Genomic DNA, 15,257 nt, shown 5'->3' with positions numbered 1-15,257 from the left:
GGCCGATGTGAAACTTTTTTAAAAAGAATTTTAAAAAATTTCCACAAAGCATTTAATAAGCTTATGCGGATGGTCGTCTTGTACTTGGGAGAGCACAAAGAACCGTTGCTCCGGACTGAACCCACCAAACCAGGAGTTACACCATGCTGAGCCTTCACACTAACAACGCTGCACTGTCCGCACAAAATTCGATCACCCGCACCCAAAACCAACTGTCGACCTCGATGACGCGCCTGAGCACCGGCTTCCGCATCAACTCGGCAATGGATGACGCAGCAGGCTTGCAAATCGCAACCCGCCTGAAAGCACAAACCAGCGGCATGACCGTTGCAATGTCGAACACCCAGAACAGCACCTCGATGCTGCAAACGGCTGAAGGCGCGTTTGACGAAGTCACCAACATGCTGATCCGCATGAAGGATCTGGCAACCCAGGCAGCCGATGCTTCGTCGGGCGCCAAAGACAAGACCGCCATGCAGTCGGAATTCGATGCACTGGGCCTGGAACTGTCGAACGTGATGAAAAACACCACCTTCGGCGGCAACAAGCTGCTGGTAGGCGGCACGCTGGCCTCGTCGATGACGTTCCAGATCGGCGCAAGCCAAACCGAAACGATGGCATTTGACGTTTCGGCCAAAATGACCAGCCTGACGGCATCGCTGGGTTCGGCTACCGCCAACTACGCTTCGGCTGCGACCGGCACCGAGCTGACCAGCTCCGCCAACGCCACCATCGCCCTGCTGGAAACGGCAATCGGCGACGTCGGCACCGTTCGCTCGGCACTGGGTGCTGCTGCAAACCGTCTGGACCACGTCAACACCAACTTGTCCAACATCGCCACCAACACCAAAGCCGCTACCGGCCGCATCATGGACGTCGACTTCGCTACCGAAAGCTCGAACATGACGTCGTCGCAAATGCTGCTGCAAGCTGGCACCGCAATGTTGAAACAAAGCAACAGCATGTCCTCGATGGTCATGTCCCTGCTGCAATAATATGTCCGTGCCTGGCCGTTCGCGGCCAGTCGCTGAAAACCAGGCCTTGGCCTGGTTTTTTTTCGTCCCCGGTATCTCGCCGTTGCACGCAAGAGTAACTATTTGCTGCCAATCTTTAACGATGCGGCACGCATGGTCGCCTGTTTGATGGGCAAGCCCACCCAACAGCCGTCATCCACAGGAATCGCCGAGTGCTCAGTCTCCATACGAATATCGCAGCACTGGCCGCACAAAATGCCGCCGCACGCGCGCAATCGCTGCTGTCGACCTCGATGACGCGGCTCTCCACCGGCTTTCGCATCAATTCGGCCATGGATGACGCCGCCGGCCTGCAAATCGCGACCCGGCTGCGGGCACAGGCGAGCGGCATGGCCGTCGCCATGCGCAACACGCAAAACAGCACCTCGATGCTGCAGACGGCCGAAGGCGCGTTCGACGAAGTGAACACCATGCTGATCCGCATGAAGGACCTGGCCACCCAGGCCGCCGATGCATCGTCGGGCGCCAAGGACAAGGTCGCCATGCAGGCCGAATACGACGCCCTGGGCCTGGAACTGGCCAACGTCATGAAAAACACCAGCTATGGCGGCAACAAACTGCTGGCCGGCGGCACGCTGGCGTCGTCGATGACCTTCCAGATCGGCGCCAGCCAGAGCGAAACGATGGTGTTCGACATCTCGGGCAAGATGGCCGGCGTGCTGGCCTCGCTCGGCGCGGCCAGCGCCAACTTCGGCGCGCCCGCCACCGGCAACGAATTGACGGGCAGCGCGAATGCCAGCATCGCCCTGCTGGAAGCGGCCATCGACGATGTGGGCGGCGTGCGCTCGGCCCTGGGCGCCGCCGGCAACCGCCTGGACCACGTGCACACCAACCTGTCGAACATGGTCACCAACACCAAGGCTGCCATCGGCCGCATCATGGATGTCGACTACGCGGCCGAAAGCGCGAACATGACGTCGGCGCAAATGTTGCTGCAAGCGAGCACGGCAATGCTCAAGCAAAGCCAGAGCATGCACAAAATGATACTCTCCCTGTTGCAGCCATGACGGCAGGCTTTTTGATGGAACCAGATCTGGACATAGTGGCATGGCGATAGACCGCATTTCATCGGGCAATCCGGTGCCCCTGATTACCCAGCGCTTCGACGTCAGCCCCGCGACGCCGATGGTGCCGGGCGTGGTGCAGCCGCTGGTGCCGATCGGCCCCTACATGGCGCCCGCGCCCGACGCCGGCACCCTGCCCGCTCAGCTGCAGCAGCAGGGCCAGGACAGCCTGGCGTCCCTCATCAAGCCCAATGCCGACGGCACGGGCGGCGCCTTGCCGCGCGACAGCAGCGCCATGCAGGTCAATCAGCTGTTCTTCACGCGCCAGCTCGTCTGGCAGCCGCCCGACGCGGCGCAGCTGGCCGCCTCGTGGCGCGTGATGGTCAGGACCTATGGCGAACAATATGCGGCCCTGCAGGAACAGGCGCGCGGCCAGCACGTGCCGGGCAACCTCTTCATGGCCGAGCAGCAACCGGCCCTGCTGCGCGAAGGCGCCCGCCCCCCGCTCACGGTCGACAGCGAAGCGTGGCGCTTTGCCGTGTATGGCTGGGGCGGCCAGCGCCTGCTGCTGCGCGTGCTGGCCAGCGACGTAGACGATGAGGCAACGCCGAGGCGGCGCGGCAAGGTAGCGCTGCGCGTCGAGCTGATCATCATCGGCATCGGCCGGGTGGTGATCCAGATGGAGCCGTCCGGCGACGGCGTGCTGCTGGAACTGGCCGCCGACGAGGAAGCCGCGCTGCGCCATCTGCGCCTGGCCCTGCCCGAGATCGCCGACGCCGTGCGGCGCGCGGGCCTGCGCCTGGTGCGCTGCCGCCTGAATCGCCAGCTGCATGCACAGCGCATGCACGGCAATTACCCGATGCAGGCGGGCGCCGCGTCGCTGTCGCTGCCCCTGTTCCGCGCGATGGCCGAAGTGGCCCTGCTGCTGACGCAGCCGGAAGCGGAAGCGGCGGCCGATCCCGATGCGCCCGCGGCTGCCGCGGCCGAAGCCGAAGAGGAGGCCATCTTTGTCTCGAAGGAAGTGGCGGCGCCGCTCGGCTACGACTATGGCGACGCGGAAGACGCGGCGCAGGGCGGCACCGTGCTGCTGCTGGCCGACGGCCAGGAGCACGACCTGCTGCCGCCCATCGACGAGCAGGATTGATACAGCACAAAAAAACGGCGCCCGCGGCGCCGTTTTTCTTTCAATTCACCGTACTAGCCCACCGTGCCGATGATGCTCACTTCGCGGTTTTCCGGAATTTCATTGTATGACAGCACGTGCAGGCCCGGCGCGAACAGGCGCGCGTAGCGGGCCAGCAGCGGACGGATCTGCGGCAGCACCAGCAGCAGCGGCGGCGTGGCCTGCTGCTTCATCTGCTCGCGCGCCACCGGCATGTTCACTTGCAACTGCGACAACAGGTGCGGGTCGATCGGATAATTATCCAAGGTCACCTTGCCCGACTGGCGCGCCTGGTTCAAGGAACCGAGCAGCATGTTTTCCAGTTCGCCGCCCAGATTAAACGCCTGCATTTCCATCTTCTGGCCGAACAGGCCGCTGACGATCTGGCGCCGCAGCGCGCAACGCACCTCGGCCGCCAGCAGGATCGGGTCCTTGGTCGTTTCCGAACTGTCGAGCAAGGTGGTGGCGATGGGCACGATATCCTTCAGGGACACATTTTCCGCCAACAAGACACGGAACACGCGCAGCATCTGCGTGTGCGTCAGCGCCTTGTCGAGCGCACCGGCCAGCTTCGGCGACAGGGCCGTCAGGCGCTCCATCAGGTTCGACACGTCTTCGTGGCGGAACAGTTCCGGCAGGTATTCGCGCACCATTTTCGACAAGTGCGTGGCGATCACGCTGGGCGCCTCGATGACCTGGTAGCCGAGGCCCAGCGCATGCGCCTTTTCACTGGGCTCGATCCACGTGACGGGCATGCCGTAGGCCGGTTCGATGCCGGGAATGCCGTCGAGCTGGCCATACACGTTCGGCGACGGGATCGCCATCAGCCGGTCGGCCTGCACTTCCGCCTGCGCCACCACGGTGCCCGACAGCACGATCGCGTACTGCGACGGTTTCAGGGCCAGGTCGTCGCGCACGCCGATATTCGGCAGCAGCAAGCCCATCGCCTCGGACAAACTCTGGCGCACGCCCTTGACGCGCTTGGTCAACGGTTCGCCTTGCGTTTTATCCACCATGCCGACCAGTTTATAGCCGAGCATCACCATCAATGGCTGCACGGCGGGCAGTTGCTGCCACTCCAGTTCGGCAGGCTTGTCGTCGCGCAAGGCCGCCTCGATGGCCGCCATGCCGGCCGCGTCGGGCCCCTTCACGCGCTTGGTCAAACGCCAGGCAACAAAGGCCAGCACGGCGGCAAAGGTCATGAACATGAACCACGGCATGCCCGGGATCAGGGCCAGCGCCACCATCATGCCGGCCGCGCTGTAGATCACCGTTGGCGAGGTCAGCACCTGGCCCGCCACTTGCTGCTCGAAATCGCCCGAATCGCTGATGCGGGTCACCAGGATGGCGGCCGCGGCCGACAGCAGCAGCGCCGGAATCTGCGCCACCAGGCCATCGCCGATGGTCAGCAGTGCGTACTGGCGGAAAGCGTCGCCGAACGACAGGTCGTGCATCAGCGAGCCGATGGCCACGCCGCCGACCATGTTGATGATCAAAATCAGGATACTGGCGACGGCGTCGCCGCGCACGAACTTCGATGCGCCGTCCATGGCGCCATAAAAATCGGCTTCGGCAGCCACGTCCTTGCGGCGGATCTGGGCTTTTTCCTGGTTGATCAGGCCGGCGTTCAGGTCGGCGTCGATCGCCATCTGCTTGCCCGGCAAGGCATCGAGGGTAAAGCGCGCGGACACTTCCGAGATGCGCTCGGCGCCCTTGGTAACGACGGCGAAGTTGATGATCATCAAAATCACGAAGACGACGATACCGACGACGAAGTTACCGCCGATGACCACGTTACCAAACGCCTCGATCACCTTACCGGCCGCATCCGCGCCCGTATGGCCGTGCAGCAGCACCACGCGCGTGGACGCCACGTTCAGGGTCAGCCTGAGCATGGTGGTGGCCAGAATCACCGTCGGGAAGACGGAGAAGTCGAGCGGCCGCTTGGCCGACACGCTGACGAGGATGACGATCAGTGCCAGCACGATATTGAAAGTGAACAAGATATCGAGCAGCACGGGCGGCAGCGGCAAGATGATCATCGCCAGGATCACCAGCAGGAACAGCGGCGTGGCGAACTTGTGGCGGCGCATTTCGGCAACCAACCGGTTCAGGAAATTCATGAAGGTACTACCTCGCTCAAATGAGATGGCACGACCACCTCGGTGGGAAATGGGGGCTGGGCGGCGCGCTGCCCAGTACGGAATGCTTTCAGCTGCAGGATGTAGTTGAGCACCTGCGACACGGCCTGGTACAGCTGCACGGGAATCTGCTGCTGCACCTGGCTGGTGTTGTAGATGGCGCGCGCCAGCGGCGGCAACTCCAGCGTTTCGACGTTGTGTTCCTTCGCCACTTGCCGGATATACAGCGCCATCTCGTCGACGCCCTTGGCAACGACGAACGGCGCCTCGGCGCGGTCCTGGTCATACTTGAGCGCGACGGCGTAATGCTCGGGGTTGACGATCACCACGTCGGCGTCGGGCACGGTCTTGCGCACGCTGCGCCGGCCGATTTGCTGCTGCAGCTGGCGGATGCGCTGGCGCACTTCGGGCCGCCCTTCGCTGCTTTTATGTTCTTCCTTGACATCCTGCTTGCTCATGCGCTGGTTGCGGGCAAAGAAAAACGCCTGCGCCGGCACGTCGATGATGGCAAACAGGACGAAGACGGAAATGAGCGCCATCAGGCCGTCGAGCATCAGCGCCGAGCCGTCGAGCATGGCTTGCTGCAGGGGCCGGTGTTGCAAGTCCACGTACTGCGTCAGGCTGGAGCGGCTCACGTGCACGAGCACCATGCCCAGCACGGCGGCCTTGGCGATCGACAAGCCGAATTCAAAGCCATGCTTGGGCGACACCAGGCGGCCCAGGTTCTTGGCCGGGCTCAGGCGCTCCATCTTCGGCATCCAGTTCTTCGTGCTGATGACCCAGCCGCCAGGGACCAATGAGCCGAGCACAACAAACAAGGGCACGCAGAACAGCGGCACGATCATCTTGATCAGCAAACCCACGGACGTGGTAAACGCCATCGACATGGCATTGTCCAGCGCGCCCTTGCTGTCGAGCGGCATGAAGGCCATGGCGAACAGCTCGCGAAAGCTCACCAGATAGCCGGGCAGCAGGTAAATGAAGACCTTCATGCTGATCAGAATACCCAGCGCCGTCGACAGGTCGCGCGAACGCACCACCTGCCCTTCCTGGCGCGATTTCTTCAGCTTCTGTGCTGACGCCTTTTCTGTCTTGTCGCCCGTGCTGCTATCCGCCATGGGCCACCCGCATCTGTTCGGCGATCATGTCGAGCACGCGGTTCGTCATGGCGATGTAGTGCTCCGGGATAAAGCGCACGATCTGTCCCAGCATCAGCAGGCCGAACATGGTGATCATGGAAAAGCCCAGCGAAAACAGGTTCAGCGACGGCGCCACGCGGTTCAGGAAGCCAAAGCCCAGTTGCACCACCATGGTGGAAAAGACGATGGGCAAGGCCAGCAGCATAGCGGCGGCGAAAATCCAGGCCACGTTATACGCCACCGTCTGCAGCAGCAGCGGCCCGTAGCCCTGCCCCACGGGCCAGGCCTTGAAACTGGCGCCGATCACGCCCGTCAGCACGAGGTGGCCGTCGATGGCGAAAAACACGATCATGCACATGATGGTGAGCATCCCCGTGATCACGTCCGACGAGGTGCCGTTGAGCGGATCGTTCATGACGGCCATGGAAAAGCCCACCTGGCTCGACACGAGGTAACCGAGCACCGACATGACGGACATGGCGAAGTGGAAAGCCAGGCCCAGGACGAAGCCGATGATGGCCTGCTCCAGGGTGGCGACGAGGGCGTGCAGGGAAAACGGATCGATCTTCAGCAAGTCCTGCGACACGCCCGACGCCTGCATGACGGGCAGCATCAGGATCGCCAGCACCAGCGACAGCAGCACCCGCACGGGGACGGGCACCATGGCGTCGCCGATGACGGGCGAAGCGCTGAGCATGGCCAGGATGCGGCAGAACGGCCACCACACGGCCAGCAGAAACGGCAGCACCTGATTGAAAATCTGATCCATGGCGCGCGGCGCTATCCGACCAGGGTGGCGGCGCGCTGAAAAATGGACACGCAATAATCCATCAGGTAACCGGCCATCCAGCGTCCGGCCAGGATCAGGGCCAGCAGGGTGACCAGCAGGCGCGGCAGGAAACTCATGGTCTGTTCATTGATCGAGGTGGCAGCCTGCACCAGCGCGACCAGCAAGCCCATGAGCAAACCCGGCACGACCAGAATCACCACCAGCAGCATGACGACATGCAGCGCTTCGATGATCAGGTCGACGGCGACTTCAGGGGTAAACATCGGTCAATAGCCCTGTATGCTGGTAACTAAGGTGTTGACGGTCAGCGTCCAGCCGTCGACCAGCACGAACAGCAGCAGCTTGAACGGCAGCGAGATGACGAGCGGCGAGAGCATCATCATGCCCATGGCCATCAGCACGGACGCCACCACCAGGTCGATGATGAGGAAGGGGATGAACAGCATGCAGCCGATCTGGAACGCTGTCTTGAGTTCGGACAACACGAACGCGGCCAGCTTGACCGTGAAACTGTGGTCTTGCGGGCGCATGGTCGACGGTTCGCCGGCCAGGTGCGCGATCTGCGCCAGCGCGGCCTTGCTCGTCTGCGCCAGCATGAAGCGCGAAATCGGCACTTCGGCGATCTTCAGGGCTTCCTGCATGCCGATCTGGTCGCGGTCGTAAGGCACGAACGCGTCCTTCCATACCTGGTCGCCGATGGGGCGCATGACCAGCAAGGTGAGAATCAGGGCGATGCCGGTGACGATACGGTTGGGCAAGCCCTGCTGCAGGCCCAAGGCCTGGCGCAGCAGGGACAGCACGATGACGAAGCGGGTAAAGCTGGTCATCATCATGACCATCACGGGCAGCAGCCCGAGCAGGGTCATGACGACGAGGATCTGCATCTTCACCGACAAGTCGGTCTTCGCGCCCGGCACCACGCCGGCGAGCAGGTCCTGCGCGCCGGCGGCGCTGCAGCACAGCATCAGAACAGGGACAGCCAGCGCGGCAGCCAGCGCGCCGCGGCGCCGGCTCAAGCCGGGTACCGCCAGCTTCATGCTGTCATCAGGTCGAGATTGAGGCCGTCGAGGTCGATGACTTTCAGGCCATAGTTCTCGCCGGCCACCACCACTTCGGCGCGGCCGATCGGCGTGCCATTGACCTTGATCACCAGCGGTTCGCCGGCCAGCATGTCGAGTTCGATCACGCTTTCCGGGCCGATGGCCATCAACTCTTCCAGCGAAATGCGGGCCGAGCCCACTTCCAGGGTCAGGGTGACGGGAATCTTGCGCATCATTTGCGGAATGTCGCGGCGCGCGCGGGTGCTGGCCACGTCGGCAACGTCGCCCTGGTCGATGATCATGTCATCGCCCAGGTCTTCCAGCAGGGTTTCGCTCTGGTTGGTATCGGTCATATTCATATTATTCGACATCTTCAAATGAGGTTAAACAGAGCTTGCCCTTGTGTTCGGAAACAGCCGCTGTAAATAAACGGGAGTCGTCCAGCATGACGTCAGTACGGCTCAGACTGACGGGAATCACGTCGCCCACGCGCAGGTCGAACAAGGCGCCCAGCTGCATCTGCTTGCTGACCAGCCGGCCTTCCAGGGTCACTTGCAGGCGCGAAGCGAGCGGGCGCACGCTGCCGCGCAAGGCTTTCTTCGCTTGCGCGCGTTCGGGCAGCAGGCCGCGCAGCACATCGGCCATCAGGCGCTTGTCCAGCGAGAACCAGAACTGGCCGCTCTGCCCCGCCTCGACGTCGCTGAGCGACACGGTGACGATCCAGCTGCCGCGCGCCGGGTGCACGCCGGACTGCACGGCCACCTCGGCACTGGTGTCGATGTCGCTGCTCTTGCCCAGGATTTGCAGATTCTTGTGGATGCGCGTGAACAAACTGTTCACCAACTGTTGTCCCAGCACCACAGCGAGGCGCTCTTCCGTGGCCGTCACGCGCACTTGCGCCGGATCGGGCAGCGCGCCCTTGGCGCCGGCACTACCGTAGCGATAGTTCAGCACGCTCAAGAGGATCTGCCGTTCGAGCGCAAAGCCCGGCTGACCGGCCGGCGTGGAAAAACTCAGCCAGCGATTCGCGCTGTCCTCGTTCTCCACGCGCGACAAGGTCACGGCATCGATCTGGAAATTGCCCCAGTAGCGCCGGCTCATCGGCTGGCGCAGGGCCACGGCCAGGTCGTCGCGCAGCTGGGCGCCGAATACATGCAGCAAATGGACAGGACGTCCAAGCAGACAGGAATCGAGGACTTGATGGCGCGCAGTTTGATCTGTCTTGGTAATGATTGTCATGTAGTGGTCATGTCGGTATTGCGGTGGCAGAACAAATTATACGGATCGCCCGAAATTAAATACAGCATCATCTTGGCCTTGCCAACCGGCCGGCCGGCGAGCAAACGATTGCGCATCGTATCGCATGCTGGATGACTACGGTGCTGAACAATACATGAAAAAGCAAAATATTGCCATGTATCAATATTCCTTGAGGCAATCCTCTCTTTACTTTATAGTTGCCTCGAGGTAAGCTTATAGCGAGAAAAAAGTGATTTGCAGTGCGCCATTCCGCTTACCTGATTCCGGTTTTTATGGCAGTTTCCAGCCCCTCTTATTGCCACCAGAAGAAACTTTTATCAGATAATTATTAGTTATCATGGCCATGTAAATCATTCGGCGCGGTTCTGCCGGGTTTGTTGAATCTGCTTGAGCGGATGGTGTGGCAACTGATAAAACTGATGGGCCCTGTCAATTGGGCCGGGCAAGATGGCATTGGATGTAATGCCTGCCGGAATGGCAACACCAGTAATTTCTGATTGATACGTCACCGCATATTGAAAGTAGAGGGCAAGATGAGCAACGAACTCGCAGGTCTGATCAAGGCCGATCTGGCAGCACTGAGCAATGACGCGCGCGCCCTGGGCGCCAGCATCGCGCCGGCCGCCCAGTTCGGCGCACCGGAACAATCCGGCTTCTCGTTTGCGCAAAGCATGAAAGACGCCATCGGCAAGGTCAACGGCGATGACCGCATGGCTGCACAAAAAATGAGCGACGTCGACAGCGGCAAGAGCGACGACATGGTCGGCGCCATGCTGGCCAGCCAGGAAGCGAGCCTGTCCTTTTCCATGTTGATGCAAGTGCGCAACAAGGTCATGGGCGCGGTCGACGAACTCATCAAACTGCCTCTGTAATCTTCACGTCCTGATCCACGCCCAGCCTCCCAGCGAAAGTTACCCCAAGTGATTACCACCATGAAGTCCGCATTTGCGCGCTGGCGCCCTGGCGCCCAGCCCGCCATCCCGCCCGCCCTGCTGAAAAACCTGGTTCCCATCGTCGTGCTGGCCATCGGCATCACCGCCATGGTGACCATGTATGCCTGGCGCGACCAGGCCAACTACAAGCCGGTGTTTGGCGCGCGCGAAAAAGTGGCCGTGACGGACATGATGGCCACCCTGGACGCCGAACACATCCCCTACCGTTTGCATCCGGACAGCGGCCAGGTGCTGGTGCCCGACGCCATGCTGGGCAAGGTACGCATGCTGCTCGCCTCGAAGGGCGTGACGGCGCAGCTGCCGGCCGGCCTGGAACTGATGGACAAGAATGACCCGCTGGGCGTATCGCAATTCGTGCAGGACGTGCGCTTCCGCCGCGGCCTGGAAGGCGAACTCGCGCAAAGCATCATGACGATGGACGCGATCGCTTCGGCGCGCGTCCATCTGTCGATTGCCAAGTCGACGTCGTTCGTCGCCAGCGACGGCGACAAATCGTCGGCTTCCATCGTCGTGGCGCTGAAACCGGGCCGCACCCTGGCGCCGGAACAGATCGCCGCCGTCATCAACATGGTGGCCGGCAGCGTCGCCAGCCTGGCGCCCACGCGCGTGAGCCTGGTCGACCAGGGCGGCAACCTGCTGTCCTCGCACGTCGACCTGACGGACGGTTTCGATGCGTCGGCCGCCGGCAATGAAGGCGCGAAACGCTTTCAGGATGAAATCCGCCGCAACGTCACGGGCTTGCTCGGCCCCGTCATCGGCGAAGACAACTTCAAGCTCAGCGTGACGGCCGCCGTGAACAACGACCGCGTGGACGAAACGCTGGAAAAATACGGCGAAGCGCCGAAAGTGACGAGCGAAGCGATGCGCGAAGAGCAGGAACGCAACCGCACCGTGGCCGGCATTCCCGGCAGCCTGTCGAACCGTCCGCCAGCGGCCGCCGTGCCGGCACCGGCCGACGCCGCCGGCGCCGCGCCCGCCGATGGCGCGCCGAAGCCGTCCGACGACGGCACGGCCCGCAAGAACGCCACCACGCGCCAGTACGCGTATGACCGCAGCATCACGCAGATCAAGCGCAGCCGTGGCCGCCTGGAAAAACTCAGCGTCGCCGTCGTCCTCAACAGCGCCGCCGCACCGAACCCGAAAACGGGCTGGACACCAGCCGAACTGGGCAATATCGAAAAAATGCTCAACAGCGGCCTGGGCATCAACGCCCAGCGCGGCGACAGCCTGAGCCTGACGGCGCTGCCCTTCCCTGCCAAGCCGCCTGTGGCGCAATGGTGGGAAGAGCGCGACACCGTCGTCGATTTCAGCAGCTGGCTGCTGTACGCCCTGGGCGCCGTGCTCGGCTACTTCCTGATCCTGCGTCCGCTGCTGCGCCTGCTGACCACGCGCCTGGCGCCGCCGGCACTGAAACAGCTCGATCCGGCCCTGGCGCTGGGCGGCAGCAACGCCGCCGCCGGTGCCAATGGCGTGACCGCCGCCGGCGCGCCGGCCTTGGGCGTGAATGGCAGCCCGCTGGCGCTCGAGGGCGAAGCCGCCGCCGGCAACGCCATGCCGGTCGTGCCGCTGCTGGAAAATTATGACTTGCCGCCACCAGGCTCGGCGGTCGACGTGATGGTCGACCACCTGAAAGTGCTGGCGGAAAAAGAACCCGAGCGTGTCGCCGAAGTCGTCAAACAATGGATGCAGAAAAATGGCCGAACTCAACAACAGTAATCCCTCCGACGGCGCCGAATACGAAAGCGCCAGCCTGAACCCAGTGGAACAGGCCGCCATCGTGCTGCTGAGCATCGGCGAAGAACAGGCCGCCAATGTGCTGCGCTGCCTGTCGCGCGAAGAATTGCTGGAAGTCACGCAAGTGATGTCGCGCATGAGCGGCATCAAGGTCGAATCCGTGAAAACGGCCATGCAGACCTTCTTCGACGACTACCGCCAGCAAAGCGGCGTGCACGGCGCCTCGCGCAGCTACCTGAAGCGCTCGCTGGACATGGCGCTGGGCAGCGATATCGCAAATAGCGTGCTCAACAACATTTACGGCGACGCCATCCGCCCCAAAATGGCGCGCCTGCAATGGGCCTCGCCAAAATGGCTGGCCGAATACATCGTCAACGAGCACGTGCAGATGCAAGCCGTGTTCCTGGCCTTCCTGCCGCCCGCGCTGGCCGGCCAGATCCTCGACGCCCTGCCCGCCGAAGGCCGCGACCTGGTCTTGCTGAACCTGGCGCGCCTGGACGAGATCGACCGCGACCTGCTGGTCGAGCTCGACGAACTGGTGGGCCGCTGCCTGGGCGCGCTCGACACGCAAAGCACCAGCGTCGAGGGCATCCGCCAGGCGGCCGAGATTCTCAACCGCATGCCGGGCAACCGCGCCGCGCTGGTCGAACTGCTGCGCGCGCACGACCCGGACGTCGTGTCGGAAATCGAACTGAGCATGTACGACTTCCTGATCCTGGCCACGCAGAGCGATGTCACGCTCACGCGCATCCTGGAAGACGTGCCGATGGAACAGTGGGCCATCGCCCTCAAGGGCGCGGAACCGTCGATCCGCGACGCCGTGCTGAAAACCATGCCGCGCCGCCAGGCGCAGAGTTTCGAAGACATGATGCGCCGCTCCGGCCCCGTGCCCCTGTCGCGCATCGAACAGACGCGTCAGGAAATCATGGCCACCGTCAAAGGCCTCGCCGATGCGGGCGAGATCGAAGTGCAACTGTTTGCCGAAGCGGTGATCGAATGAAACACTTCCGCTCGTATCGTTTCCCGCCGCTGTCGCAATTCATCGCCGCCGGCCAGCGTGCCTCCAACGAGGACACGGATGGCCAGTGGCAGGCGTCCGTCTCGGAAGGCTTCGAGCAGGGCCAGCGCGACGGCTACGAAGTGGGCCTGGTGCAAGGCCAGCAGGACGGCTACGACGCCGGGCGCAGCGATGGCATGGCGCAGGGCCGCGAAGAAGGCCGCAATGAAACCCTGGTGGCGCTGGACCGCCTGGCCCGCCCCGTCGACGCCATCCTGCGCGACCTGAAGAAAGTGCGCGCCGATTACCGCGAAGCGCAGCGCAAGGAAGTGGTCGACCTGGTGGCCAAGGTGGCGCGCCAGGTGATCCGCGCGGAACTGGCGCTGCAGCCGGTGCAATTGCTGGCCCTGGTCGACGAGACCCTGGCCTCGATGCCGCCCACGCGCGAGGAAATCGACGTCTTCCTCAATCCGGAAGAACTCAAACGCATCAGCGAACTCGATCCGAAGCGCGCCAAGCGCTGGAACCTGATCGCCGACGCGCGCCTCGACGCGGGCGAATGCCGCATCAAGGCCGGCGACAATGAAGTCGACGCGGGCTGCCATCAGCGCCTGTCGGCCTGCATGGAGCAGGTCAGCAGCCACCTGGCGCTGGCCGCCGAACACGCAGACCACGGCGCGCCTGCATGATCGCCGACACGCTGCGCAGCTTCGAGATCGGCGACATCCCGGTCGCGACACCCACCGGCCGCCTGGTCGGCGCCTCCGGCCTGCTGCTGGAAAGCGCCGGCTGCCGCCTGCACACGGGCCAGCGTTGTCAAATTGAAACAGTCAATGGCGAATGGCTCGATGCGCAAGTCGTCGGCTTCCGCGAAAAACTGTCGTATTTAATGCCGTTCAAGAAGGCGACGGGCCTGACCACGGGTGCCAGAGTCCTGCCCCTGCCCGACAAGGCCAGCCTGCAGATCGGCCCGTCGTGGCTGGGCCGCATGGTCAATGGCCTGGGCGAGCCGATCGACGACCTGGGCCGCCTCGGCGGCGAACACATCCTGGAAGTGACGCCGCCGAAGATCAATCCCCTGAAGAAACAACCGGTGGTCGAACCGCTGGACGTGGGCGTGCGGGCGATTAACAGCATGCTGACCCTGGGCAAGGGCCAGCGCGTGGGCCTGATGGCCGGCTCCGGCGTGGGCAAGAGCGTGCTGCTGGGCCTGATCACGCGCCAGACCGTGGCCGATGTCGTCGTCGTCGGCCTGATCGGCGAGCGGGGCCGCGAAGTGCGCGAATTCGTGGAAAAGTCGCTCGGCGCCGAAGGCTTGAAAAAGGCCGTGCTGGTGATCGCGCCGGCCGACGAATCGCCCTTGATGCGCATCATGGCCACCGAACTGTGCCATTCGATCGCCGCCCATTACCGCGACCAGGGCAAGCACGTGCTGCTGCTGGTCGACTCGCTCACGCGCTATGCGATGGCCTTGCGCGAAGTGGCGCTGGCCCTGGGCGAGCCGCCGGCCACGCGCGGCTACCCGCCGTCCGTGTTTTCGAACCTGCCGCAACTGGTGGAAAGCGCCGGCAACGGCGCCCACCCGGAAGGCAGCATGAGCGCCATCTACACGGTGCTGGCCGAAGGCGACGACCAGCAGGACCCCGTGGTCGATACGGCGCGCGCGATTCTCGACGGCCACATCGTGCTCACGCGCGAACTGGCCGAGCGGGGCCACTACCCCGCCATCGATATCGCCGCCTCGATCAGCCGCTGCATGGCGCAGGTGATCACGCCCCCCCACATGCAGGCGGCGCGCGCGCTGAAAGCGTCGATGGCGCGCCATGCGCGCGTGCGCGACCTGATCCCGCTGGGCGCCTACGTGCCCGGCGCCGACCCGATCACCGACCGCGCCGTGCAGTTGCACGCGCCCATCGAAGCCTTCCTGTGCCAGGGCACCAAGGAAGAGGCGCCGATGGGGCCGTGCATCGAACAACTTGAACAGATCATGGCCTAGGAGCATA

Annotated in this window: 15 protein-coding genes; 8 read left to right on the top strand and 7 right to left on the bottom strand. The window is 63.4% G+C overall.

Annotation, left to right across the window (positions count from 1 at the left end; all coding sequences use genetic code 11):
- Positions 1-143 precede the first annotated feature (143 nt).
- The 3 genes from IGS60_RS16680 to IGS60_RS16670 all read left to right on the top strand — a co-directional run bounded on the left by IGS60_RS16680 (position 144) and on the right by IGS60_RS16670 (position 3,182).
- Positions 144-995 (top strand): flagellin, encoded by an 852-nt coding sequence (locus IGS60_RS16680; RefSeq protein WP_070220045.1) that lies wholly within the window; start codon positions 144-146, stop codon positions 993-995.
- Positions 996-1,186: 191 nt separating this feature from the next.
- Complete coding sequence (locus IGS60_RS16675) at positions 1,187-2,041, top strand: flagellin (RefSeq protein ID WP_070220043.1); 855 nt, start codon at positions 1,187-1,189, stop codon at positions 2,039-2,041.
- Between the two features lie 40 nt (positions 2,042-2,081).
- Complete coding sequence (locus IGS60_RS16670; protein ID WP_230505570.1) at positions 2,082-3,182, top strand: hypothetical protein; 1,101 nt, start codon at positions 2,082-2,084, stop codon at positions 3,180-3,182.
- A 53-nt stretch (positions 3,183-3,235) separates the two neighbouring features.
- Here IGS60_RS16670 and IGS60_RS16665 read toward each other — a convergent pair whose 3' ends face one another.
- The 7 genes from IGS60_RS16665 to IGS60_RS16635 are packed head-to-tail and all read right to left on the bottom strand — an operon-like array spanning position 3,236 to position 9,549.
- Positions 3,236-5,323: a flagellar biosynthesis protein FlhA gene (locus IGS60_RS16665; RefSeq protein ID WP_070220038.1), complete on the bottom strand. Its 2,088-nt coding sequence runs from the start codon at positions 5,321-5,323 to the stop codon at positions 3,236-3,238.
- The gene (locus IGS60_RS16660) at positions 5,320-6,459 is read right to left on the bottom strand and encodes a flagellar biosynthesis protein FlhB (RefSeq protein ID WP_070220036.1); all 1,140 of its coding nucleotides are present in this window, start codon (positions 6,457-6,459) and stop codon (positions 5,320-5,322) included. The genes IGS60_RS16665 and IGS60_RS16660 overlap by 4 nt, the downstream gene beginning before the upstream one ends.
- Positions 6,449-7,249, bottom strand: a complete 801-nt coding sequence (locus tag IGS60_RS16655) for a flagellar biosynthetic protein FliR (RefSeq protein WP_230505569.1) — start codon at positions 7,247-7,249, stop codon at positions 6,449-6,451. Before IGS60_RS16655 ends, IGS60_RS16660 begins: the two co-directional genes overlap by 11 nt.
- Positions 7,250-7,260: 11 nt before the next feature.
- Entirely contained in the window at positions 7,261-7,533 is a 273-nt protein-coding gene (locus IGS60_RS16650; protein ID WP_034757874.1) for a flagellar biosynthetic protein FliQ, read from the bottom strand.
- 3 nt (positions 7,534-7,536) lie between these two features.
- Positions 7,537-8,307, bottom strand: coding sequence for a flagellar type III secretion system pore protein FliP (fliP, locus tag IGS60_RS16645; protein WP_070220032.1), 771 nt, complete (start codon positions 8,305-8,307; stop codon positions 7,537-7,539).
- Positions 8,304-8,669, bottom strand: coding sequence for a FliM/FliN family flagellar motor switch protein (locus tag IGS60_RS16640; protein WP_070220030.1), 366 nt, complete (start codon positions 8,667-8,669; stop codon positions 8,304-8,306). Before IGS60_RS16640 ends, fliP begins: the two co-directional genes overlap by 4 nt.
- Before the next feature lies 1 nt (position 8,670).
- Positions 8,671-9,549, bottom strand: coding sequence for a FliM/FliN family flagellar motor switch protein (locus IGS60_RS16635; RefSeq protein WP_230505568.1), 879 nt, complete (start codon positions 9,547-9,549; stop codon positions 8,671-8,673).
- A gap of 554 nt (positions 9,550-10,103) precedes the next feature.
- Between IGS60_RS16635 and IGS60_RS16630 the strand changes: the two genes are divergently transcribed.
- The 5 genes from IGS60_RS16630 to fliI are packed head-to-tail and all read left to right on the top strand — an operon-like array spanning position 10,104 to position 15,250.
- The gene (locus tag IGS60_RS16630) at positions 10,104-10,442 is read left to right on the top strand and encodes a flagellar hook-basal body complex protein FliE (protein WP_034787870.1); all 339 of its coding nucleotides are present in this window, start codon (positions 10,104-10,106) and stop codon (positions 10,440-10,442) included.
- A gap of 60 nt (positions 10,443-10,502) precedes the next feature.
- Positions 10,503-12,239, top strand: coding sequence for a flagellar basal-body MS-ring/collar protein FliF (fliF, locus tag IGS60_RS16625; protein ID WP_121669191.1), 1,737 nt, complete (start codon positions 10,503-10,505; stop codon positions 12,237-12,239).
- Positions 12,217-13,257: a flagellar motor switch protein FliG gene (locus IGS60_RS16620; RefSeq protein ID WP_070289073.1), complete on the top strand. Its 1,041-nt coding sequence runs from the start codon at positions 12,217-12,219 to the stop codon at positions 13,255-13,257. Before fliF ends, IGS60_RS16620 begins: the two co-directional genes overlap by 23 nt.
- Positions 13,254-13,943: a flagellar assembly protein FliH gene (gene fliH / locus IGS60_RS16615; RefSeq protein WP_070219799.1), complete on the top strand. Its 690-nt coding sequence runs from the start codon at positions 13,254-13,256 to the stop codon at positions 13,941-13,943. The genes IGS60_RS16620 and fliH overlap by 4 nt, the downstream gene beginning before the upstream one ends.
- Entirely contained in the window at positions 13,940-15,250 is a 1,311-nt protein-coding gene (gene fliI / locus IGS60_RS16610; protein WP_070219797.1) for a flagellar protein export ATPase FliI, read from the top strand. Before fliH ends, fliI begins: the two co-directional genes overlap by 4 nt.
- Positions 15,251-15,257: the final 7 nt, after the last annotated feature.

This window comes from Janthinobacterium sp. FW305-128 (assembly GCF_020858135.1).
GTDB lineage: Bacteria > Pseudomonadota > Gammaproteobacteria > Burkholderiales > Burkholderiaceae_D > Janthinobacterium.
Note: the sequence above shows the minus strand (reverse complement) of the source record. Positions and strands in the feature narration are given on the sequence as shown.

What these genes read in the sequence shown, in the direction of transcription:
- IGS60_RS16680 (WP_070220045.1), top strand. Translation starts at nt 144, where the DNA reads ATGCTGAGCCTTCACACTAACAACGCTGCACTGTCCGCACAAAATTCG.
- IGS60_RS16670 (WP_230505570.1), top strand. Translation starts at nt 2,082, where the DNA reads ATGGCGATAGACCGCATTTCATCGGGCAATCCGGTGCCCCTGATTACC.
- IGS60_RS16665 (WP_070220038.1), bottom strand. Translation starts at nt 5,323, where the DNA reads ATGAATTTCCTGAACCGGTTGGTTGCCGAAATGCGCCGCCACAAGTTC.
- IGS60_RS16660 (WP_070220036.1), bottom strand. Translation starts at nt 6,459, where the DNA reads ATGGCGGATAGCAGCACGGGCGACAAGACAGAAAAGGCGTCAGCACAG.
- IGS60_RS16655 (WP_230505569.1), bottom strand. Translation starts at nt 7,249, where the DNA reads ATGGATCAGATTTTCAATCAGGTGCTGCCGTTTCTGCTGGCCGTGTGG.
- IGS60_RS16650 (WP_034757874.1), bottom strand. Translation starts at nt 7,533, where the DNA reads ATGTTTACCCCTGAAGTCGCCGTCGACCTGATCATCGAAGCGCTGCAT.
- fliP (WP_070220032.1), bottom strand. Translation starts at nt 8,307, where the DNA reads ATGAAGCTGGCGGTACCCGGCTTGAGCCGGCGCCGCGGCGCGCTGGCT.
- IGS60_RS16640 (WP_070220030.1), bottom strand. Translation starts at nt 8,669, where the DNA reads ATGAATATGACCGATACCAACCAGAGCGAAACCCTGCTGGAAGACCTG.
- IGS60_RS16635 (WP_230505568.1), bottom strand. Translation starts at nt 9,549, where the DNA reads ATGACAATCATTACCAAGACAGATCAAACTGCGCGCCATCAAGTCCTC.
- IGS60_RS16630 (WP_034787870.1), top strand. Translation starts at nt 10,104, where the DNA reads ATGAGCAACGAACTCGCAGGTCTGATCAAGGCCGATCTGGCAGCACTG.
- fliF (WP_121669191.1), top strand. Translation starts at nt 10,503, where the DNA reads ATGAAGTCCGCATTTGCGCGCTGGCGCCCTGGCGCCCAGCCCGCCATC.
- IGS60_RS16620 (WP_070289073.1), top strand. Translation starts at nt 12,217, where the DNA reads ATGGCCGAACTCAACAACAGTAATCCCTCCGACGGCGCCGAATACGAA.
- fliH (WP_070219799.1), top strand. Translation starts at nt 13,254, where the DNA reads ATGAAACACTTCCGCTCGTATCGTTTCCCGCCGCTGTCGCAATTCATC.
- fliI (WP_070219797.1), top strand. Translation starts at nt 13,940, where the DNA reads ATGATCGCCGACACGCTGCGCAGCTTCGAGATCGGCGACATCCCGGTC.